Source organism: Bacteroidota bacterium, assembly GCA_038746285.1.
GTDB lineage: Bacteria > Bacteroidota > Rhodothermia > Rhodothermales > JANQRZ01 > JANQRZ01.
The window spans coordinates 93,657-113,859 of sequence record JBCDKT010000004.1; the positions used below are offsets into that span (position 1 = coordinate 93,657).

The 20,203-nt window shown below is 69.6% G+C and carries 16 protein-coding genes; 14 read left to right on the forward strand and 2 right to left on the reverse strand.

The genetic code is table 11. From position 1 onward, the window contains the following. Nucleotides 1–234 precede the first annotated feature (234 nt). The 5 genes from AAGI91_02620 to AAGI91_02640 all read left to right on the forward strand — a co-directional run bounded on the left by AAGI91_02620 (nucleotide 235) and on the right by AAGI91_02640 (nucleotide 10,442). Nucleotides 235–3,816: a M36 family metallopeptidase gene (locus AAGI91_02620; protein MEM1041500.1), complete on the forward strand. Its 3,582-nt coding sequence runs from the start codon at nucleotides 235–237 to the stop codon at nucleotides 3,814–3,816. 316 nt (nucleotides 3,817–4,132) lie between these two features. Next, on the forward strand, nucleotides 4,133–5,779 hold the full coding sequence (locus tag AAGI91_02625) for a M43 family zinc metalloprotease (GenBank protein MEM1041501.1): 1,647 nt from the start codon (nucleotides 4,133–4,135) through the stop codon (nucleotides 5,777–5,779). A 139-nt stretch (nucleotides 5,780–5,918) separates the two neighbouring features. Further along, nucleotides 5,919–7,619 (forward strand): M28 family peptidase, encoded by a 1,701-nt coding sequence (locus AAGI91_02630; protein MEM1041502.1) that lies wholly within the window; start codon nucleotides 5,919–5,921, stop codon nucleotides 7,617–7,619. A 175-nt stretch (nucleotides 7,620–7,794) separates the two neighbouring features. Then, a complete protein-coding gene (locus AAGI91_02635; protein MEM1041503.1) occupies nucleotides 7,795–8,631 on the forward strand; it encodes a neutral zinc metallopeptidase in 837 nt (278 codons plus the stop codon). Nucleotides 8,632–8,732: 101 nt separating this feature from the next. Further along, entirely contained in the window at nucleotides 8,733–10,442 is a 1,710-nt protein-coding gene (locus AAGI91_02640; GenBank protein MEM1041504.1) for a serine hydrolase, read from the forward strand. Nucleotides 10,443–10,647: 205 nt separating this feature from the next. Here the strand turns inward: AAGI91_02640 and AAGI91_02645 are convergent, their stop codons facing one another. Both AAGI91_02645 and glmM read right to left on the reverse strand, forming a co-directional pair. Continuing rightward, nucleotides 10,648–10,911 (reverse strand): type II toxin-antitoxin system HicB family antitoxin, encoded by a 264-nt coding sequence (locus tag AAGI91_02645; protein MEM1041505.1) that lies wholly within the window; start codon nucleotides 10,909–10,911, stop codon nucleotides 10,648–10,650. Further along, the gene (gene glmM / locus AAGI91_02650) at nucleotides 10,908–12,287 is read right to left on the reverse strand and encodes a phosphoglucosamine mutase (GenBank protein MEM1041506.1); all 1,380 of its coding nucleotides are present in this window, start codon (nucleotides 12,285–12,287) and stop codon (nucleotides 10,908–10,910) included. Before glmM ends, AAGI91_02645 begins: the two co-directional genes overlap by 4 nt. Before the next feature lie 357 nt (nucleotides 12,288–12,644). Here glmM and cyoE point away from each other — a divergent pair, with 357 nt between their 5' ends. The 9 genes from cyoE (at nucleotide 12,645) to AAGI91_02695 (ending at nucleotide 20,179) form a co-directional block, all read left to right on the forward strand. Further along, complete coding sequence (gene cyoE / locus AAGI91_02655; GenBank protein MEM1041507.1) at nucleotides 12,645–13,547, forward strand: heme o synthase; 903 nt, start codon at nucleotides 12,645–12,647, stop codon at nucleotides 13,545–13,547. Between the two features lie 85 nt (nucleotides 13,548–13,632). Next, on the forward strand, nucleotides 13,633–14,619 hold the full coding sequence (locus AAGI91_02660; GenBank protein MEM1041508.1) for an ABC transporter ATP-binding protein: 987 nt from the start codon (nucleotides 13,633–13,635) through the stop codon (nucleotides 14,617–14,619). After that, nucleotides 14,616–15,389 (forward strand): ABC transporter permease, encoded by a 774-nt coding sequence (locus AAGI91_02665; GenBank protein MEM1041509.1) that lies wholly within the window; start codon nucleotides 14,616–14,618, stop codon nucleotides 15,387–15,389. The genes AAGI91_02660 and AAGI91_02665 overlap by 4 nt, the downstream gene beginning before the upstream one ends. A gap of 68 nt (nucleotides 15,390–15,457) precedes the next feature. Next, the gene (locus AAGI91_02670; GenBank protein MEM1041510.1) at nucleotides 15,458–16,015 is read left to right on the forward strand and encodes a hypothetical protein; all 558 of its coding nucleotides are present in this window, start codon (nucleotides 15,458–15,460) and stop codon (nucleotides 16,013–16,015) included. 16 nt (nucleotides 16,016–16,031) lie between these two features. Further along, nucleotides 16,032–16,535, forward strand: a complete 504-nt coding sequence (locus AAGI91_02675) for a hypothetical protein (GenBank protein ID MEM1041511.1) — start codon at nucleotides 16,032–16,034, stop codon at nucleotides 16,533–16,535. A gap of 21 nt (nucleotides 16,536–16,556) precedes the next feature. Next, nucleotides 16,557–16,973, forward strand: coding sequence for a VTT domain-containing protein (locus tag AAGI91_02680; protein ID MEM1041512.1), 417 nt, complete (start codon nucleotides 16,557–16,559; stop codon nucleotides 16,971–16,973). Between the two features lie 35 nt (nucleotides 16,974–17,008). Then, on the forward strand, nucleotides 17,009–18,082 hold the full coding sequence (rlmN, locus tag AAGI91_02685) for a 23S rRNA (adenine(2503)-C(2))-methyltransferase RlmN (GenBank protein ID MEM1041513.1): 1,074 nt from the start codon (nucleotides 17,009–17,011) through the stop codon (nucleotides 18,080–18,082). 116 nt (nucleotides 18,083–18,198) lie between these two features. Beyond that, nucleotides 18,199–18,465 (forward strand): hypothetical protein, encoded by a 267-nt coding sequence (locus AAGI91_02690; GenBank protein ID MEM1041514.1) that lies wholly within the window; start codon nucleotides 18,199–18,201, stop codon nucleotides 18,463–18,465. A gap of 55 nt (nucleotides 18,466–18,520) precedes the next feature. Then, nucleotides 18,521–20,179, forward strand: coding sequence for an ATP-binding protein (locus AAGI91_02695; GenBank protein MEM1041515.1), 1,659 nt, complete (start codon nucleotides 18,521–18,523; stop codon nucleotides 20,177–20,179). Nucleotides 20,180–20,203 lie beyond the last annotated feature (24 nt).

Sequence of the window (20,203 nt, forward strand, 5' to 3'; positions counted from 1 at the left end):
TCGGTAGCGGTGCCCCGGTCGCTAGTGGAGCGGCCAGGGCGCCGTTGCATCGAGGGCGTGTATCGTGTCGCATCCTGAGACTCAGGATTGGGACGTAGCAGGCGCTAGAAGGCAGAAGCGGAGGGTCGGAACGGTTCTATTCCGGCCGCTCGGGCCATAGCCGGTGCTCGGCGTCGCGCATGGGCCTTGCGGTGGCGTTGGGCACTCAGCCGTGCCCACCACGCTCCCCCTGCGATGCGCCTCGCCCTCCTCCTCACCGGCCTCGTCCTCGCGGCCCCGGCCGCTCTGTCGCAGCCGGCGCGGACGGCCGACGCGCTCCGCTACCTCCAGCAGGAGGCCCCCGCGCTCGGGCTCGACGCCTCGGACCTCGATGGGCTCGCCGTGACCGACGCCTACGTCAGCCGACGCAGCGGGGCCTCGCACGTCTACCTCCGCCAGCAGCTCGACGGCCTCGACGTGATCGGCTCCGAGGTGACGGTGAACGTGGACGCGCAGGGCACCGTGTTTCACCGCGCCGGAGCGCCGATGTCCAGCCTCGCCAAGCGGGCCACGCTGCGGCAGGCCCGGTTGAGCGCTGCCGAGGCCGTCCTCCGAGTCGCCGACCCCGACCAAGTGGCGGCGCGCGACGGCATGCTCGTCGCAGGGCGGGAGCCCGGCCCGTCGCGGGCCACGACGTTCGCCGCGCCCGGCCTCGCCGCCGAGCCGGTCGAGGCCCGCCTCGTCTACCATCCCGACGCGCGCGGCGATCTCCGCCAGGCGTGGGAGGTAGGCCTCTACACCCCGGACCAGAAGCACTTCTGGCTGGTCTACCTGGACGCCGAGACCGGCGCTGAACTCGCCCGGCACGACCTCGTGATCCACGACCACTTCGGCGACGGGCACAGCCATCACGACGGGCACAGCCACCACGATGGGCACGCGGCTGAGCACCTCACCGAGCACCGCCCGGCCGCTTCGCAGGCACACGGGGCCGGTGGCGCGTACCGCGTCTTCCCTTCCCCCGTCGAGTCGCCGAACCACGGGGCGCGTGCGCTGATGCTGGACCCGTCGGACCCGCTCGCCTCGCCCGCCGGCTGGCACGACGACGGCACCGCGACCTACACCGTCACGCGCGGCAACAACGTCCACGCCTACCTCGACGCCGACGCCGACAGCCACCCCGACCCCGGCGAGGCGCCGGACGGCGGGCCGGGCCTCGTCTTCGACTTCGCGGCCGACCTCTCGCAGGCCCCGTCGTCCTACGCGGAAGCGGCCGTGACGAACCTCTTCTACTGGAATAACCTTCTCCACGACGTCCTCTACCAGTACGGGTTCGACGAGGCGGCGGGCAACTTCCAGATGGACAACTTCGGCCGTGGCGGCCTTGGCGGCGACTACGTCCGCGCCGAGGCGCAGGACGGCGGCGACACCAACAACGCCCGGTTCTTCACCCCGCCCGACGGCAGCCGCCCCCGCATGCAGATGCACCTCTGGGACCGCACGGCCCCCAGCCGCAGCAGCGACTTCGACAACGGCATCATCGCCCACGAGTACGTGCACGGCCTCTCGACGCGCCTGACCGGCGGGCCGAGCAGCGTCGCCTGCCTCGTCAACCGGGAGCAGATGGGCGAGGGCTGGAGCGACTACTACGCCCTCATGTTCACGATGGACGCCGGCGACGCGGGCGCGGACCGGCGCGGCATCGGGACCTACGCGCAGGGGCAGCCCACCAGCGGCAGCGGCCTCCGCCCCACGCCCTACTCCACCAGCTTCGCCGTCAACGGCGTGACCTACGGGGACCTCGGCGAGCAGGCCGTGCCGCACGGGGTCGGCTACGTGTGGGCGACGGCGCTCTGGGAGGCAACGTGGGAGCTGATCGGCCGCTACGGCTTCAGCCCCGACCTCCACGACGCCGAAGGCACCGCCGGCAACCAGGTCATGCTGAACCTCGTCACCGAGGCGATGAAGCTGCAGCCCTGCACGCCCGGCTTCGTCGACGCCCGCGACGCGATCCTCGCCGCCGACCAGGCGCTCTACGGTGGCGCGTACAGCGCCGACCTGTGGCGCGCTTTCGCCCGGCGTGGCCTCGGCCTCGAGGCGGACCAGGGGGCGTCGTCCGCGGTGGGCGACGAGACCGAGGACTTCACCGAGCCTGGCCCGCCGCCCGTCGCAGCCGTCAGCACCGCGCCGGTCTCGGTAGCGGTCCCGACAGGCGGACAGGCGACCGCGACGCTGGACCTCTCGAACGCCGCTGCGGCGGGGTCGCGCGCGCTCCGCTTCAGCGCTGCCGCGCTCGCTCCGGCTCCGGCCCGAGGGGTGGCCCTCAGCACCGCCGAGGCCAAAGCGCCGCCCCCTTTCAGCGGTCTGGACAGCTTCGGCTACGTCTGGACGGCGTCGGCCGACGGTGGGGTGCCCGTCGATTTCCAGGACATCGCAGGCACCGGGACCGCGCTGCGCTTCACCCCGGTCGCCAACCTCCCGGCCGGGGACGAAGGCTACGCCGACCTAGCACTTCCCTTCGCCTTCCCCTTCTACGGCACGGAGCGCACGAGCGTCCGCGTCCTCCCGAACGGCCTCCTCACCTTCTCCTCATTCGCCGAGAAGTCGTTCTCTAACCAAGATTTGCCGTCGAGTGAGGGGCCGAACGCGCTCATCGCACCGCTGTGGGACGACCTGGACCAGAGCAGCGGCGGCACCATCTACGCCGGGCCGCTCGCCGACGGGCGCTTCGTGGTCCAGTGGACCGAGGTGCCGCGCTACAACCGGATCAACAGCAGCCTCACGTTCCAGGTGATCCTCTCGCCCGACGGCACGGTCGAGTACCAGTACGCCGACCTCGTCGGCAGCCTCAGCGCCGACGCCGGCATCGAGGACGACGCGGGGCGCGTCGGGCTGAGCACGGCGCGCGCCGTCGAGAGCTACAGCGCCGTGCGGATCAGCCCGCCGCTGCCGTGGGTGACGGTGTCGCCCAACGCGGGCAGCGTCGCGGCCGCAACCGCCGCCGCACTCACGCTCTCGTTCGACGGCAGCGACATCCCCGGGGGTGTCTACACGGCCAACCTGCACATCGAGACGAACGACCCGCAGCGCCCGTCGCTGACGGTGCCGCTCTCGCTCACCGTCGGTGGCGGCACGACCACGGTGGCGGCGGTGCGCACGAGCGGCCCGACCGTTCCTGCGCGCGGCGGCACGGTCCGCTACGACCTCACCTTCGCCAACACGTCGGGGGAGGATTTCGCGGGCGTGTACTGGGTCGTCGCCACGCTGCCGAGCGGCGAGGCGTTCGGGCCAGTCTTCGGGCCGGCTCCGCTCGCGCTGGCAGCCGGCCAGGCGGTGACGGAGTCGCTCACGGGCCGCGTGCCGCGCCGGGCTCCGGCCGGCAGCTACGCGGTGACGGCCTACGTCGGCCCCACGTTCGAAGGCGAGCCAGGGGACGGCAGCAGCTTCGCCTTCGAGAAGCTCGGCGGGGGCCGGTCGGTGGCGGCAGCGTCCCGGTCCGGGCAGACGTGGACGACGGAGAACCTGACGCGCGGCACGGCCACCGATGTCGCCTTCGCGTCCTCCGCCGCGCCCGAGGGTACAGTCCTCGACGGGGCCTACCCGAGCCCGTTCAGCGGCCGCACGGCCCTGCGCTTCACGCTTGCCCAGCCCGCCGAAGTGCGGGTCGCTGTCTACGACGTGACTGGCCGCCGCGTGGCCCTGCTCGCCGACGGGCCGAGGGCGGCCGGCGAGCACGTGGTGGCCTGGGAGGCCGGAGGGCTCCCGAGCGGTGTCTACTTCGTCCGGCTCACCACGGCGGACACGGCGCAGACGGAACGGGTCACGCTCGTTCGCTAGTCTTTATGCCAAGCTGTTCTCGATGGGCTCTCCATTTTGTCATCTCGGCCCCTGATCCGGGATGGCAGCTTTCTTGAGTTTCCAAGCACGCTCTGGGCACACCCAGCACCGGAGCGGTCTCCAGACTCAGGGCTTCGGTAGCCGCTTCGCACCCAACATCCTGATGCCCAAGGTGATCCTCTCGCATGGTGACTCTGGGACGTGTGCATTTTGAGCGCGCGCCCTTTTGCGTTATCATCCTCACCGTTTGTTCAAACAGGCAAGGGTGCCCCCACGCCCCTTGCTCTGCCTCTCCCTTCTCCAAACCTCTGACTTCATGACGGTTGCAACCCTGCCCGGTTTCCAGCGCTTCGCTCTCCTGCTCGTGCCCTTCCTGCTCGCGGCAGGGGCGCAGGCGCAGGCCCCCTCGTTCCTCGCCTCCCCCATCAAGGCCCTCTCGCTGGACACATACTACTTCAACGCGGACGGCTCCGAGCAGGACGCCGGCCGCTGCGGCGTAGATGACCTGAGCGCAGCACAAGTCGAGGCCATCGAGGCCCAGATCGAAGCGGTGCGCGCCGTCCAGGGCGACGACTTCGGGGTGCGCAGCGTGACCACGATCCCCGTCGCCTTCCACGTCGTGCGCAGCGGCACCAGCATCAGCCAGGGCAACGTGCCGCAGTCGCGGATCGACAGCCAGATGAACGTGCTCAACGCGGCCTTCGCCAGCACCAACTTCCAGTTCGAGCTCGACGTGGTGACGCGGACCACCAACAGCGCGTGGTTCAACAACTGCCTCAGCAACGAGAACGCGATGAAGTCGGCGCTCAACGTGGACCCGGCCACCACGCTGAACTTCTACACCTGCACGCCCGGCGGCTTCCTGGGCTACGCCACGCTCCCCTTCTCCTACCCCGAGGGGGACTTTCGCCACGGCGCGGTGGTTCTCCACTCATCGGTCCCCGGCGGCAGCGCCTTCCCGTACAACCTCGGCGACACCGGCACGCACGAGGTAGGCCACTACCTCGGCCTGTTCCACACCTTCCAGGGTGGCTGCTTCGGCAGCGGCGATTCCGTCTCCGACACACCCGCCGAGGCCAGCCCGGCCTTCGGCTGCCCCGTTGGGCGCGACACCTGCTCCGGCGGCGGCCCCGACCCGATCCGCAACTTCATGGACTACGTCGACGACGCGTGCATGAACGAGTTCACGCCCGGCCAGGCGGCGCGGATGGACGCCCAGGTGGCGACCTTCAAGCCGACGCTGCTCCAGGGCGGCGGTGCCAACGGCGAGGGTAGCATCTCGGTCCAGATCACGAGCAGCCAGACCGTTCCTCCTTCCGGCGGCGTCATAAGCGCGGACTTCACGCTCTCCAACTCGTCCGGCAGTGACTTCGAGGGCGAGTGGTGGATCCAGGTCACGTTCCCGAACGGGAACAACGGCCCCCGCCTCGGCCCCTTCGACGTCAGCCTCAGCGACGGTCAGAGCATGGTCGAGTCCGTTGCGAAAAACGTTCCCAGGTCCGCTCCCAGCGGCGTCTACATCGTGACGGCCAACATCGGCCCGGACTTCCCGGGGGAGATCGACGACTCGGCCACGTTCACCTTCCTCAAGGAAGGCCAGCTGCGCCCGGTGGCAGGGGAGACGCTGGACCAGACGTGGACGCTGGAGAACGTGACGCGCGGCGAAGTGTCGGAGTTCGCGGTGAGCCCCGCCGCCTCGCGCGCCACCGCAACGCTCGGCGCCTACCCGACGCCGTTCTCCAGCCGCACGACAGTGGGCTACACCCTCGACGCAGCGGCTGACGTTCAGATCGACGTCTACGACGTGCTCGGACGCCGCGTGGCGGTCCTCGCCGAGGGCCTGGCCGAGGCGGGCGCGCACGAGGCCGTGTTCGAGGCGGGCGACCTGCCGAGCGGCACGTACCTCGTCCGGCTCGAACTGGGCGAGCAGGTCCAGACTCAGCAAATCACGCTGATGAAGTAGCGAGCGAACCGGCTCGGGCGAGCCGAGCCGGTTCGCCCTCTTTCCGGGCGGTCTGCTGCCAATTGCGCAGCGGACCGCCCTTTTTCGTTTCTTTCGGACGCCCCGGTCCAGGGCCACCTAATCACCAACCCTCCGCCTTATGCGCCGCTTCGCCCTCCCGCTTGCCCTGCTTGCTCTGCTGCCCCTCACCGCCTGCGACGATACGACCTCGCCGCCCGCCGCCGCCGACCCCGCCGCGGAGGCGGGCCCGGTGCCCGGCACGGCCCTCGCCACCATCGACACCACGGCGCTGCGCGAGCACATCGTCGTCCTCGCCTCGGACGCGTTCGAGGGGCGTGGGACCGGAACGCCCGGCGAGGAGAAGACGATCGGGTACGTCCGCGAGCAGATGGAGGCCGTCGGCCTCGTCGGGGCTGCGCCGGACGGCGGCTTCTTCCAGCCCGTCCCGCTCCTCGGCTCGACCCCGACCGACGTGGGCACGCTCACCCTGACCCCGGACGAGGGCGAGCCGGTCGCGCTCGACTTCGTCCGGGACTACATCGCCTCGACCGACCTCGACGGCACCGAGGCGTCCGTCGACGGGCGGCTCGTCTTCGTCGGCTACGGCATCTCGAACCCGGGCTACGACTGGGACGACTACAAGGACCTCGACGTGACCGGCAAGGTGCTCCTCTCGTTCGTCAACGACCCGCCCGCGACCGACGACGAGCCGAACCTCTTCCAGGCCGACACGCTCACCTACAACGGGCGCTGGACCTACAAGTACGAGGAGGCGCGGCGGCGCGGCGCGGCCGGCATCTTCCTCATCCACACCGGCCCGATGGCGGGCTACCCGTTCACCGTCCTCTCGGCCGGCGCGCGCGGCGAGCAGATCCAGCTCGCCACTCCGCCCGAGAACCCGCTCCAGCTCAAAGGCTGGGTCGCGCAGCCCGTCGCCGAGCAGCTCGCTGCGATGAGCGGGACGACGCTGGGCGCGTGGATGGAGGCCGCCGCGACCCGCGACTTCCAGCCGCAGGAACTCCCCGTCCGCGCCGATCTCGCGATGGGCTTCGAGACGCGGACGTTCGAGGGCACGAACGTCCTCGGCAAGATCGAGGGCGCGTCGCAGCCCGACGAGATCGTCCTCTACACCGCCCACCACGACCACCTCGGGATCAACGAGCGGCGCCAGGAGGCGGGCCAGGACGGTATCTACAACGGGGCCGTCGACAACGCGAGCGGCGTGGGGATGATGCTCGAACTCGCCGAGGCGTTCCGCGCCGCGGACCCCCCGGCGCGGACGGTGATGTTTGCGACGCTCTCGGCCGAGGAGAGCGGCCTGCTCGGCGCGGGCCACCTCGCCGCCAACTTCCCGGCTCCGCTCGCCGATGTGGTCGCCAACGTCAACGTCGACTCGGGCAACCTCTACGGCCCGACGGACGACATCGTCGGCATCGGGGCCGAGCGGAGCGAGATGCTCCGGCTGCTCCGCGCCGCCGCCGCCGGCGAAGGCATGACGGTGACGCCGGACAACCAGCCCAACCAGGGCCTCTTCTTCCGCTCGGACCAGCTCGCGTTCGCGCGCGGCGGCATTCCGGCCGTCTTCCTCAACACCGGTACGCAGTTTCGAGGCCAGCCCGACGACTACGCCGCCCAGGTCAAGGCCGCCTACCGCACCCAGCGCTACCACCAGCCCTCGGACGAGTTGACCGACGACATGCGCTTCGGCGGGATTCTCCAGCAGACCCGTGTCGCCTTCCGCCTCGGCTACGCGATTGCCAACTCGGCCGTCCGCCCGCAGTGGAAGCCGAGCGAGGCCTTCGCCGAGACGCGCCGGCAGTCGGAGGCGGCGGAGGGCTAGCAGGGGCCTTTCGGCGTGGAGGGCAGGGAGAGCGAGGAGGGAGCAGACGTTAGCGCAGAGTACGACGGCCTCGCTAACCCTCTCGGCTTTTGTCTCCATTCCCTCCATTCCCTCGCTGCTCTCCACGCCTATGGTATACTCTTCTCTCCTCTCTCCCTTCTAGTCTCCTCCTCTCATGGTCCAGTGGCGCGGCCGGCGCGGAAGCTCGAACGTCATCGACATCCGCGGCAACAAAGGCAAAGCCGCCCTCGGGTGCGGCCCCATCCTGATCGTCATCCTCGGCCTCATCTTCGGGGTCGACCTGACGCAGATCGCGGCGCTCCTCGGCGGCGGGCAGACGGCGCAGGTGGAGCAGGCGCCGGGCGCAGGCGTGCAGGACGAAGCCGGCGAGTTCGTCTCGGTCATCCTCGCGGACCTGGAGACGACGTGGGGCACGCTCTTCGCCGAGCGCGGCGAGCGCTACCCGGAGCCGGAGCTCGTGCTCTTCACCGACCGCGTGCAGTCGGCGTGCGGGATCGCGGGGGCGGCGGTCGGGCCATTCTACTGTCCGAGCGATCAGCGGGTCTACCTCGACCTGTCGTTCTTCCGGCAGCTCCAGCAGCTCGGCGCGACGGGCGATTTCGCGGTGGCGTACGTGATCGCGCACGAGGTCGGGCACCACGTCCAGAACGTGACCGGCGTCCTCGGGGCCGTCCGCCAGCAGCAGCGGCGCCTCGACCAGGCCAGCGCGAACGCGCTCTCGGTCCGCACCGAGCTCCAGGCCGACTGCTACGCGGGCATCTGGGCGCACTATGCCGAGACCGAGCGTGACCTCCTCGAAGCGGGCGACATCCAGGAGGGCATCGACGCCGCGGCGGCCGTCGGGGACGACTACCTCCAGCGGCGCTCCGGCGGGGCGGCCGTGCCCGAGTCGTTCACGCACGGCACCTCGGCGCAGCGCGCCGAGGCCTTCCAGACCGGCCTCCGCAGCGGCGACCTCGCCGCGTGCGACACCTTCGCCGACCTCCGCTGACGACCTGGCCCGGGCGGCACGGCGAAACCCCAAAGTGAAACCCGGCGGACCCGTTTCCCGAAAGTGGGGCGTTCGCCCTCTTTCGCCTAGCCCACGCCGCCATGCGCCGCCTCGCCCTCGCTGTCCTCCTCGTCGCCCTTGCGCCCCTCGCCTCTGCCCAGTCTGACTTCGAGCAACTCGACGATCTGCTGGGCCGCTACGCCGAAGCCGGGCAGCTTCACGGGACCGTCCTCGCCGCGCAGGGCGACGACGTGCTCTACGAGGCCGCCTTCGGCGAGGCCAACCGGGAGTGGGACATCCCGAACACGCCGGAGACGCGCTTCCGCATCGCCTCGGTCACGAAGCAGTTCACCGCCGCGCTCGTCCTTCAACTCGCCGAGGACGGCCTGCTCGACCTCGACGCGCCGATCTCGACCTACCTCCCGGACTACCCCGAGGCGCAGGCGGGCGTGACGACCCATCAACTGCTCAACCACACCTCCGGCATCCCGAGCTACACGTCGCTCCCCGGCTTCATGCAGAACGACACGCGCGACCCGTACACGCCGACCGAGTTCCTGTCGTTCTTCTCCGACCTCCCGCTGGAGTTTGAGCCGGGGACCGAGTTCAGCTACAACAACTCGGGCTATTTCCTCCTCGGCCTGCTCGTCGAGACGGTGATGGGGGTGCCGTACGACGAGGCGCTCCAGGCGCGCCTCTTCGATCCGCTCGGCCTCGGCGACTCGGGCTACGACCATACGACGGCGATCATCGAACGCCGGGCGCAGGGCTACGAGCGCACCGGGCGGAGCTACCGGCATGCGCCCTACCTCGACTCGTCGATTCCGTACGCGGCGGGGATGATGTACTCGACCGTAGGCGACCTCCACGCGTGGACGCAGGCGCTCCACGGCGGCGAGGTCTTCGAGAGCGCTGAGACCCTCGATGCGATGACGACGCCGGGCATGGGGAGCTACGGCTATGGCCTTTTCGTTTCCGACCGAGAGATGGGCGACGCCGAGGTGCGGATGATCGCTCACAGCGGCGGCATCCCCGGCTTCAACACGCAGCTCTGGTACCTCCCCGAAACCGACCACACAATCGCCGTGCTCGACAACGGCGGGGGCAACTCCGGCACCGTCGCCGAAGTCGTCGCTCGGGCACTCATCGGACAGCCCACGCCGGAGCCTGTCATCTCGATTGCCGAGCCCGTCGCCGAGGCCATTGACGCCGAAGGCATCGACGCGGGCATCGCTCTCTACCGGGAGCTGAAAGCCAGCCAGCCCGACGCCTACGACTTCGGCGAGAACGAACTGAACGGCCTCGGCTACCAGTACCTCGGCGACGGCGACCTCGACACCGCGATCCGCATCTTCCAACTCAACGTCGAGATGTTTCCCGAGGCGTCGAACCCGTACGACAGCCTGGGCGAAGCCTACCTCGAAGCAGGCAACCGCGACCTCGCCATCGTCAACTACCAGAAAGCGCTGGAGTTGAACCCCAACACGCAGACGGCTATCGACGCGCTCCGCGAGATGGGCGTCGAGGTCGAGGAGCCGGAGATCACGCTCAGTCCCGACGTGCTCGCCGGCTACGTCGGGACCTACGAAATCCAGCCGAGCTTCGTGATCGACGTGACGACCGAGGGCGGCCAGCTCTTCGCGCAAGCGACGGGCCAGCAGCGCTTCGAGGTCTTCCCCGCGTCCGAGGACCGGTTCTACCTGAAGGTCGTCGACGCCCAGATTACCTTCAACCGCGACGAGGCCGGGGCAGTCGAAAGCCTGACGCTCCACCAGGGCGGCCAGAACGTCCCCGCTCCGAAGGTGGAGTAGACTAGTTTCTAAAACTACCTGTCATTGCGAGGAGCCGAAGGCGACGCGGCAATCTCCTGACGCAGCCTCATCTTTCGGGAGATTGCTTCGCTGCGCTCGCAATGACAACTACTTTTGCGTCTGTCCCCGTTGCCCACTCAGCTTCGTGCAACTCCCGCTTGAACCGCTCGCCGACTTGTGGGGCACCCCGGGCAGCTTCGGCATCTCAGGCGGCGACCTCTACCTCGCGCAGTTCCGCCTCGTCGTGCTCGGCTAGCTCCTGGGCTACGGCGAGGTACTCGCTGATCGCCTCGCGGATGTTGGCGAGGGCCTCGTCTTCCGTCTGTCCCTCCGACCAGCAACCGGGGAGGCCGGGGCAGGAAACGGCGTAGCCTTCGTCGGTTTTGCGGAGCGCGACGCGGTAGGTCATGGCTTTCAGGTTCAGTCCGGCGATGAAAACGGCGCGCAGCGTCGCCGGTTTCCAGATCACACTCCGGCCTCCAGCAGCTCCCGCTTGAACCGCTCGGCGAGGGCTTCGGCTTCGTCGCGGGTGCGGGCCTCGGTGTAGATGCGGAGGATCGGCTCGGTGTTGGACGTGCGGAGGTGGACCCAGCCCTCGTCGAGGTCGATCTTGACGCCGTCGACGGTCGAGATGCGCCCGCCGGCATAGCGCTTGGCGAGGCCGGCGAGAAGCGCCTTCGCGTCGAGCGTGCCGCGCTCGGTTTCGAGGGGAAGCTTGTTTTTGGAGATGTGGTAGCTCGGGTACGTTGCGCCGAGTTCGGAGAGCGGCTGGCCGGTCTCAGCGAGGAACTGCAATACCATCGCAGCCCCGGCGAGGGCGTCGCGGCCGTAGTGGAGCGCGGGCAGGATCACCCCGCCGTTGCCCTCGCCGCCGAGCACCGCCCCGTGCGCCCGCATCGCCTCGACGACGTTGACCTCGCCGACGGCCGAGCGGTGGACGGGTTGATCGTAGCGCGCCATCACGTCCTCGATCAACCGGCTCGAAGACAGGTTGGTCGCGAACGGGCCGGGCTGCCGCCGCATCAGAAAATCGGCCGTGACGACCTGGGTGCGCTCCTCGCCGAAGAACGTCCCGCCGTCGGCGATGAGCGCGAGGCGGTCGGCGTCGGGGTCAACGACGAGGCCGAGGTCGGCTCCGCGTTCGGCGACGAGGCGCGTGGTCTCGGTGAGATGCTCGGGGAGCGGCTCGGCCGGGTGCGCGAAGTGGCCTGTCGGCTCGCCGTTGACGACGTGGACGTCCTCCACCCCGAGCGCGCTGAGCAAGGCCGGGAGCGCGATCCCGCCGACCGAGTTGATCCCGTCCACGACCACGCTGAAGCCCCGGGCGGCAATCACCTCGGGGTCGATGTACGGGAGGGCGAGAATTTGCTCGATGTGGTAGTCCAGAAAGTCGGCCGTCCGGTACGTCCCGATCCGGTCGTAGGCGACGGTGAAGTCGTCCCCGCTCTCGGCGCGGTCGATCACGGCCTGCCCGGCCTCGGCGGAGAGGAACTCGCCGCGCGCGTTGAGGAGCTTGAGCGCGTTCCACTCGGCCGGGTTGTGGCTCGCCGAGAGGATGATCCCCCCGTCGGCCTCGGCCTGGAGGACGCCCATCTCGACCGTCGGCGTCGTGGCGAGGCCCGCGTCGACGACGTGGCACCCGGCGGCCTGGAGCGTGGCGGTCACGAGCCGGCTGCAGATCTCGCCCGTCACCCGCCCGTCGCGCCCGACGACGACCGTCGGCGGATGGTCGGTCCGGCTGCGGAGCCACGCGCCGTAGGCCGAGGCGTAGGTGACGAGCGTGTCGGGACTGAGGCCGTCGCCGAAGACGCCGCGAATACCGGAGATGGAGACGATGAGAGGCATAGGAGCGGTTGAGTTGCGCGAGGTGTAGGTCGATTAAGAAACCCAAGTTGTGCCGTGCCTGCGACCTTGTGCCTGTTGACCGCAGACAGAGCCTGCCCCGGACACCGATCCGGGGGACGGCAGACCGCCGTGGGTGCTGGACTCTACGGTCCGCCGTCTGCGGTCGGCCGTCTCGGTCCTGCAGCGCTTCTCACACAACGTGAGTTGAGAAGCAAACTACGGGCGCGTACGTCGCCGTCCCGTCTTCACCGCGCATCCCCCCGACATCCCCCAACAATTAACGGAACGGACCGGTACAGCCGCTGTTTTTTATATCCTCGGTTGCCTGCCCTCCCGCCGCCTCTGCCCTCCTGCCGGATGCCTCCTCCCCCCGCTGCCGCTGCCACGCTCGACGCGCCCCCATCGCGGGCGGCAGACTTGGGAGAGTTGCTCAAGCCAGGGATCAGCCTGTTCGTCACCGTGACGGCCGCCGCCGGCTACCTGTTCGGCACCGCCGGGTCCATCGACCTCGCACGCCTGGTGGCGCTGCTGCTGGGGACCGCACTGACCGCGGGCGGCAGCGGCGCACTCAACCACTGGATGGAGCGCGCCCACGACGCGCGGATGAGGCGCACCGAGCAGCGCCCCCTTCCCGGCGGCCGGATCAGCCCTGGGGCCGTCGTGGCCTACGGTGTGGCGACAACGGCGCTCGGCCTAGCTCTCCTGCTCACCTTCGTCAACCCGCTGACGACCACGCTGGCAGCGCTGACGGTCGTGGCCTACCTCCTCGTCTACACCCCGATGAAGCGGTGGTCGAGCCTCAACACACTCGTCGGGGCGGTGCCGGGTGCGCTCCCTGCGCTCGGTGGGTACGCGGCGGCGACAGGCACGCTCGGCGCAGCGGGCTGGGCGATCTTCGCCATCCTCTTTCTCTGGCAGCTTCCGCACTTCATGGCGCTGGCGTGGATGCACCGCGACGACTACGCGCGCGGCGGGTTCGTGATGCTACCGTCGCAGGACCCGGACGGCCGCTCGACGGCGCTCGTGTCGCTCGCGGCGACGCTGCTGCTGCTGATCGCGGGCGTGGTCCCGGCGGCGCTCGGCGTGGCGGGCTGGCTCTACCTCGCCGGCATCGCGGGCCTGGGCACCTGGTTTACGCTCCCCGCTTTCTCGTTCTACAACGAGCCGACCGACGCCCGCGCCCGGCGCCTCCTGCTGGCCTCGATCGTCTACGTCCCGGCCTTCTTCGGCCTCGTCGTCCTCGACCACTTTCTGCTGTGAGGGCTGCCGGCTTTCGGCTGTCAGCCCCTACTGTTTCACCAAGCAAGCCAGGAGCCGAAAGCGGACAGCCAACAGCCGGTAGCCCATGTCCCCCGCCCTCGCCATCTGCGACCTCGCCCACGCCTACGGCGAGCACCGCGCCCTCGACGGACTCTCGTTCGAGGTGCAGCCGGGCGAGCTTTTTGGCCTCCTCGGCCCGAACGGCAGCGGCAAGACGACGCTCTTCCGCATCGTCACGACGCTTATGCCGCCCTCCGGCGGGTCGGCGACCGTGGACGGGTACGGAACGACCGAGGACCCGACGGCCGTCCGCCGCCGCCTCGGCGTGGTCTTCCAGCAGCCGGCCCTCGATGCCGAACTGACGGTCCGGGAGAACCTCCGCTTCCACGGCGTCCTCGTCGGCCTCGGCGGGGCGGCGCTGGACGACAGGATCGCCGCGCTTCTCGGCCACTTCGGGCTGAGCGACCGGACGGACGACCGGGTGAAGACGCTCTCCGGCGGCCTCGCCCGGCGCGCCGACCTCGCCCGGGGCCTCCTCCACCGGCCTCCACTGCTGCTGCTCGACGAGCCGACGACCGGCCTCGACCCGACCGCCCGGCGCGAGCTGTGGGCCGCCCTCGGCCGGCTGCGGCGCGACGAGGGCACGACCGTTGTCGTGGCGACGCACCTGATGGACGAGGCCGAGCGCTGCGACCGCGTGGCGATCCTCGACCGGGGCCGCCTCGTCGCCCTCGGCGCGCCGGGCGCGCTCGCGGCCGACCTCGGGGACGAGACGCTGTGGCTGGAGTCGGACCGGCCCGAGGCGCTCGCCGACGCCCTCGACACCCGGTTTGGCCTCGCCTCACGGCGCATCGGCGACGCCGTCCTGGTCGAGGCCGAGGACGCGCCCGAAGCCCTCGCCCGCGTCTACGCCGCGCTGCCCGACCTCGTCGAGTCCGCGACTGTCCGGCGGCCGACGCTCGACGACGTGTTCGCCGCCCGGACGGGGCGGGAGTTTCTGGTTTCTAGTTCCTCGTTCCTGGTTGAGGAGCCGGAACTAGAAACCGAGAACCAGAGACCAGAAACCCTATGACCGCCGTTCTCCGCGCGCTGTGGTGGCGCGAGATCACCAAGTTCCTCCGCGACCGGAGTCGGCTGGCCGGCGCGCTCGTGCAGCCGCTCGCGTTCTGGGTCCTGCTCGGGCTCGGGTTCTACGGGACGTTCGAGATGCCCGGCGGCGAGGGCGTCGGCTACCTCGAGTACCTCTACCCCGGCATCATCGCGCTCATCCTCCTCTTCACGGCGATCTTCTCGACGATCTCGATCGTGACCGAGCGGCAGGAGGGGTTCTTGCAGGCGGCGCTCGTCGCACCGGTGCCGCGCACGGTGGTCGTCTTCGGCCTCGTCTCCGGCGGCGCGACGCTCGCCGTAGTCGAGGCCGTGCTGTTCCTCTTCCTGGCTCCGCTCGTCGGGCTGGGGCCGGGCCTACTCGGCCTGGGCGTCGTCTTGACGGCGACGGTGGCGATGGCGCTCGCGTTCACGGCGCTCGGCTTCATCCTCGCGTGGCGGCTGGAGACGACGCGCGGCTTCCACGCCGTGATGAACCTCTTCCTGCTGCCGATGTGGTTCCTCTCGGGCGCGTTCTTCCCGGCGACGGGCGTCCCGGCCGCGCTGCAGTGGGTGATGTACCTGAACCCGGCGTTCTACGGCGTCGCCGCGATCCGGCAGGGGCTGTACCTGCCGGGTGTGGCTCCGGGCGTCGAGCTACCGCTGGCGCTCACGCTCGGCGTCAGCGTGGCCTTCGCCGCTGGCGTGCTCGCACTCGCCGTGTGGACCGTCCGCCGCCCGCTCTTCGCGTCCTGAGTACGTCTCGGTCTACTTGCTCCCTTTCGGGGCAAGGTGTACTTTCTGCCGGAGTCGGACACCCTCTCATGCTGCGCCTTTTACCTCTCGCTCTCCTCCTCGTCCTCGCAGGCTGCGACAGCGACGACGACACGTCTATCCTCCGCGCCCCCGGCGGCCAGACGCCCGTCGCCGGGGCTATCGATTTCCGCGGCGAGAACAACGAGGACCTCGGCTTACTCGGGTCGGGGCCAGTAGGGGGCTACATAGGCGATGAGCCCTCTTCCGGGAGAACGCGCATCTTCAGTCTGTTTCCCAACCCGACAGCAAGGCGCACTGCGCTCGGCTTCGCGTTTGAGCAGCAGACAGAAGCCGCAGTCTTCGTCGTCGCAGCGCTCCCGCCGGGCAGCATGTCCCCGCCACAGGCCTCTGACACGCAGGGCGCATGGGTCTACCGGCCCGGTGGCCTTCCCCTCGCCGTGCTGGCACGGCGGACGTTCGAGGCCGGAGCCCATTCGGTGGATTTCGAATTCACGGAGGTCGAAGGTCGGCCGCTTCCCGAGGGCTACTACCGGATCTACCTCCAGACACCCGACTTCATCGCGTGGCAGGACATGCTCTACGACCCCACCCTTCCTCTCTTCTAGTCTCCAACACCCACCCATGCGCGCGCTCGTTCTCGCTCTACTCCTCACCCCCCTCGCGTCTCTCGCCCAGACCACCCCAGACCCGGGCACCGGCCTCAGCGCCTCCGTCCAGGGCGGCCAGTTCGACATCCTCGTCCCGGTATGGTCCGGGGAGCGGCTCGCCATCGTCCCGAGCATCGGCCTCAACTTCGGGCAGGATGTGGGCACCGACGTGCGCGGCGGGCTGGCGGCGCGGTTCTACCAGCGGCGAAGCCAGATAGCCCCTTACTTCGGGCTGCGCACGGCCGTTCTGTTTTTCATTCCGGCCGACAGCGAGTTCGGTCCCGACCGAGATACGGCCGTAGACTTCCTCGTCGGAGCGGCCTACGGAGCCGAAGCGTTTCTGCTGCCCAAGCTCAGCCTCGGCGTTGAGGCCCAGCTCAACCTGACGGTGTCGGGTGAGGAGTCGGCGCGGTTCGGGAATCCGGGCAACCTGAACGTCAACACCGCCGCCGCCGTCTTCGCCACGGTGTATTTCTAGCGTGACCGAAGCGCTCGCGGAGTGGGCTCTGGCGGCTGGGCCACTCGGGCTGTTTCTGGTCTCGTTTCTCGCGGCGACGCTGCTGCGTTCTCGTCCGAGGTCGCGCTCGTCGCGGCGCTTGCGGCAGGTGTGCCGGTGGTCCCGGCGCTCGTCGCGGCCTCGCTCGGCAACAGCCTCGCGTGTGTCGTGAACTGGGGCCTCGGGTGGTTCCTCCGCGAGAAGACGCAATCTCGGATCGACGCCTCGCGCTCGGGCCGCGCCGCGCTCCGGGCGATGGAGCGGTGGGGGCCGTGGAGTCTAGGGCTCTCGTGGGCCCCGGTCGTCGGCGACCCGCTGACGGTCGTGGCGGGACTGGCACGGGTGTCGTTCGGGGCGTTCGTCGCCGTCGTGATTCCTCTCCGAATTGGGCGCTACCTCCTCATCGCTGGCCTCCTCTGAGCGAACCTATCGCCCGTGTTGCCGGTTCTGACGGGATGATCGCCGCGCCCGATATCGCCCTGACCGACCTCAAAGCCCTCGACCGGGCTGGGCTGGAAGCGTTCGCCGTGTCGCTCGGGCAGCCGGCGTTCCGGGGGCGGCAGCTCTTCGGGTGGCTCTACGGCAAGGGCGTGACCGACTTCGCGGCGATGACGAACCTGCCGAAGGCGTTCCGCGAACGGCTGGCCGAGGTCGCCACGGTCTCGGCGCTCGACGAGGTGCAGCGGCAGACGGCGACGGACCGGACGGTGAAGTCGCTCTTCCGGCTCGCCTCGGGCCGCGACATCGAGAGCGTGCTGATCCCGGACTTCGACGACGCCGGCAACGCGAAGCGCCTGACGGTGTGCGTGTCGAGCCAGGTCGGGTGCGCGATGGGGTGCCACTTCTGCGCGACCGGCCTGATGGGGTTTAGCCAGAACCTGACGGCGGGCGAGATCTACGAGCAGGTCTGGCGCATGAACGCGCTCGCCGAGGAGCACTTCGGGCGCGGCGTGACGAACGTGGTCTACATGGGCATGGGCGAGCCGCTCCAGAACTACGCCGCCGTCCTCCAGAGCGCGGAGCTCCTCACCGACCGCGACGCGCTCGGCCTCGCCCCGAAGCGGATCACCGTCTCGACCGTCGGCCTCGCCCGCCGCATCCGCCGCCTCGCCGACGACGGGGCCCCGTTCAACCTCGCCATCAGCCTCCACGCGCCGACGGACCCGCAGCGCAGCGCCATCATGCCGGTCAACCGCTCGGAGAAGACCGACCTCGGCGCGCTGAAGGACGCCGTGCAGCACTACCACCGGCAGACCGACAAGCGCGTCACCTACGAGTACTGCATGTTCGCCGGGGTCAACGACTCGGCCGAGGACGCGTGCAACCTCGCAACGGTCGCCCGGTGGGCTCCGAGCAAGGTCAACCTCATCATGTACAACCCCGTCGAGGGCACGGACTTCGCCTCCTCCAGCGAAGCGCGCCTCGACGCGTTTATCCGCACGCTCGTCGAGAAGGAGGTGCGCGTCACCGTCCGCCGCAGCCGAGGGCAGGACATCGACGCCGCCTGCGGCCAACTCGCGGCGAAGTAGGCGGGGCAGCAATCTTCCGCTCTTTCGTTCTTCCGCTCTTCCGATCTTAAAAGTGGAACCGCTCGCCCAACCTCGTCGGTATACCCCATCCCTTCTCACTAATTGCTCTTCTGCTCATGGCCGCCTCCAAGCCCGGCGTCGGTGTCTTCACCGTCGAAACTGTGTTCGCCTTCCTGGGCGCGCTCCTCGTCTTCCCGCTCCTGATCAAGATGCTGATCGGCGTCGTTAAAGGCGTCTTTCGTATCAGCCTTGTGCGGAAGCTCCTCCTCGAAGGGCTGATCGTCGGGGCGACGACGTTTCTGACGAAGCAGGGCGTGCTCGACAAGCTCTTCGGGCAGCCGGGCCGGCGCGGCGACGGCCTCCTCAAGCCCGACGTGAAGTAGCCCGCCGGTGCGGCTCCGTCGTAGCTTCGCGGCCCGACCAACCGCCGCGCCGCCCGTGGACTCTTCCTCTCGCTCCGACACCCGCCGCCGTCTCGGCGTCCTCACGCACGGCTCGCTGAGTGCGGGCGTCGAGATGAAGCACGCCCCCGGCGAGTCCGTCGAAGCCGTCCGCACGGGGCGCTTCTGCGTGGTCGAGGGTGCGCACTACGACTTCTTCGCCCTCGTCACGGACGTCAAGATCGAGGCCGCGAACGAGGGCATTCTGCTCCACCCGCCGGGCGAGGAGGACGAGCTGCTCCGCCAGGTGATGCAGGGCTCCGGTACCTACGCCACCGTCAGCCTCAAGCCGATGCTGATGCTGGAGCAGGGCCTCTCGGACGCCGACCCGCTCCCGGTCAAGACCGTGCCGGCGCACTTCTCGGTCGTCGGCGAGGCCAACGAAGACGACGTGGCGCGCGTCTTCGGGCACGAGTCGCGCGACGGTGGTGACCGCTTTTTCCACGTCGGGACCCCGCTCGAAATGGACACGCCGGTCTGCCTCGACCTCGCCCGCCTCGTCGAGCGCTCGAACGCGGTCTTCGGCAAGACCGGCACGGGCAAGAGCTTCCTCACCCGGCTCCTGCTCTGCGGGACCGTCAAGACAGGCCGCGCGGTCAACCTCGTCTTCGACATGCACAACGAGTACGGTTTCCAGGCGCGCAAGGAGAACGCCGACGGGCGCAGCACGACGGTCCCCGGCCTGCGCGACCTCTTCCCCGGCAAAGTCCAGGTCTACTCGCTCGACCCGGCCTCGGCCCGGCGGCGCGGCAAGAGCCCCGACGTGGAGGTCCACCTCTGGGCCGACCAGGTCGAGCCCGAGGACATTCTTCCGCTCCGCGAAACGCTCAACCTCAACCCGACCGCTGCCGAGAGCACCTACGGACTCAAGAAGGTCTACGGCGACGACTGGCTCGCCCGGCTCCTCCGCGCCGACGGCCCCGAGGTCGAGGAGATGGCCGAGCGCACCGGCACGCATCCGGGCTCGCTGAGCGCCCTCAAGCGCAAGCTCGACCGGCTCGACGGCCTTCCGTTCTTTCACCTCGACCGGACCGCCGAGCACCGCGACGTGGTCGAGTCGCTCCTGGAGAGCATCGCGGCGGGCAAGTCAGTCGTTCTCGAGTTCGGGCAGCACAACTCGCTGCTCGTCTACCTCCTCGTCGCCAACGTCATCACGCGGCGGCTGCGGCGGCGCTACGAGAAGCTCTACGAGGAGCACGAGGCCGACCCCGACCACGTCGCCCCCCCGCGCCAGCTCATGATTACGATCGAGGAGGCGCACAAATTCCTCGGCCCGGCCACGGCGAAGGAGACGCCGTTCGGCAAGATCGCCCGCGAGATGCGGAAGTTCTCGGTCAGCCTGCTCATCGTGGACCAGCGCCCGAGCGGGATCGACGAGGAGGTGCTGAGCCAGATCGGGACCAAGATCGTCGCCCAACTTAGCGACGAGAAGGACATCGCCGCTGCGCTCGTCGGGACGAGCGGTGCGTCGGCGCTCCGCCAGGTCCTCGCCTCGCTCGACTCGAAGCAGCAGGCGCTCGTCCTCGGTCACGCTGTCCCGATGCCCGTCGTCATCCAGAGCCGCCTTTACGACGACGCCTTCTTCGCCGATCTCAAAGGGGATGCCCCCTCCGGCACCGCGAGCGAGATGCAGGAGCAGATGAGCGGCCTGTTTTAGGACCCGTCCAGGAGCAGAAGGGAG

Excerpts from the sequence above, each read along its gene's own strand:
- AAGI91_02620 (MEM1041500.1), top strand. The coding sequence starts at position 235 with ATGCGCCTCGCCCTCCTCCTCACCGGCCTCGTCCTCGCGGCCCCGGCC.
- AAGI91_02625 (MEM1041501.1), top strand. The coding sequence starts at position 4,133 with ATGACGGTTGCAACCCTGCCCGGTTTCCAGCGCTTCGCTCTCCTGCTC.
- AAGI91_02630 (MEM1041502.1), top strand. The coding sequence starts at position 5,919 with ATGCGCCGCTTCGCCCTCCCGCTTGCCCTGCTTGCTCTGCTGCCCCTC.
- AAGI91_02635 (MEM1041503.1), top strand. The coding sequence starts at position 7,795 with ATGGTCCAGTGGCGCGGCCGGCGCGGAAGCTCGAACGTCATCGACATC.
- AAGI91_02640 (MEM1041504.1), top strand. The coding sequence starts at position 8,733 with ATGCGCCGCCTCGCCCTCGCTGTCCTCCTCGTCGCCCTTGCGCCCCTC.
- glmM (MEM1041506.1), bottom strand. The coding sequence starts at position 12,287 with ATGCCTCTCATCGTCTCCATCTCCGGTATTCGCGGCGTCTTCGGCGAC.
- cyoE (MEM1041507.1), top strand. The coding sequence starts at position 12,645 with ATGCCTCCTCCCCCCGCTGCCGCTGCCACGCTCGACGCGCCCCCATCG.
- AAGI91_02660 (MEM1041508.1), top strand. The coding sequence starts at position 13,633 with ATGTCCCCCGCCCTCGCCATCTGCGACCTCGCCCACGCCTACGGCGAG.
- AAGI91_02665 (MEM1041509.1), top strand. The coding sequence starts at position 14,616 with ATGACCGCCGTTCTCCGCGCGCTGTGGTGGCGCGAGATCACCAAGTTC.
- AAGI91_02670 (MEM1041510.1), top strand. The coding sequence starts at position 15,458 with ATGCTGCGCCTTTTACCTCTCGCTCTCCTCCTCGTCCTCGCAGGCTGC.
- AAGI91_02675 (MEM1041511.1), top strand. The coding sequence starts at position 16,032 with ATGCGCGCGCTCGTTCTCGCTCTACTCCTCACCCCCCTCGCGTCTCTC.
- rlmN (MEM1041513.1), top strand. The coding sequence starts at position 17,009 with ATGATCGCCGCGCCCGATATCGCCCTGACCGACCTCAAAGCCCTCGAC.
- AAGI91_02690 (MEM1041514.1), top strand. The coding sequence starts at position 18,199 with ATGGCCGCCTCCAAGCCCGGCGTCGGTGTCTTCACCGTCGAAACTGTG.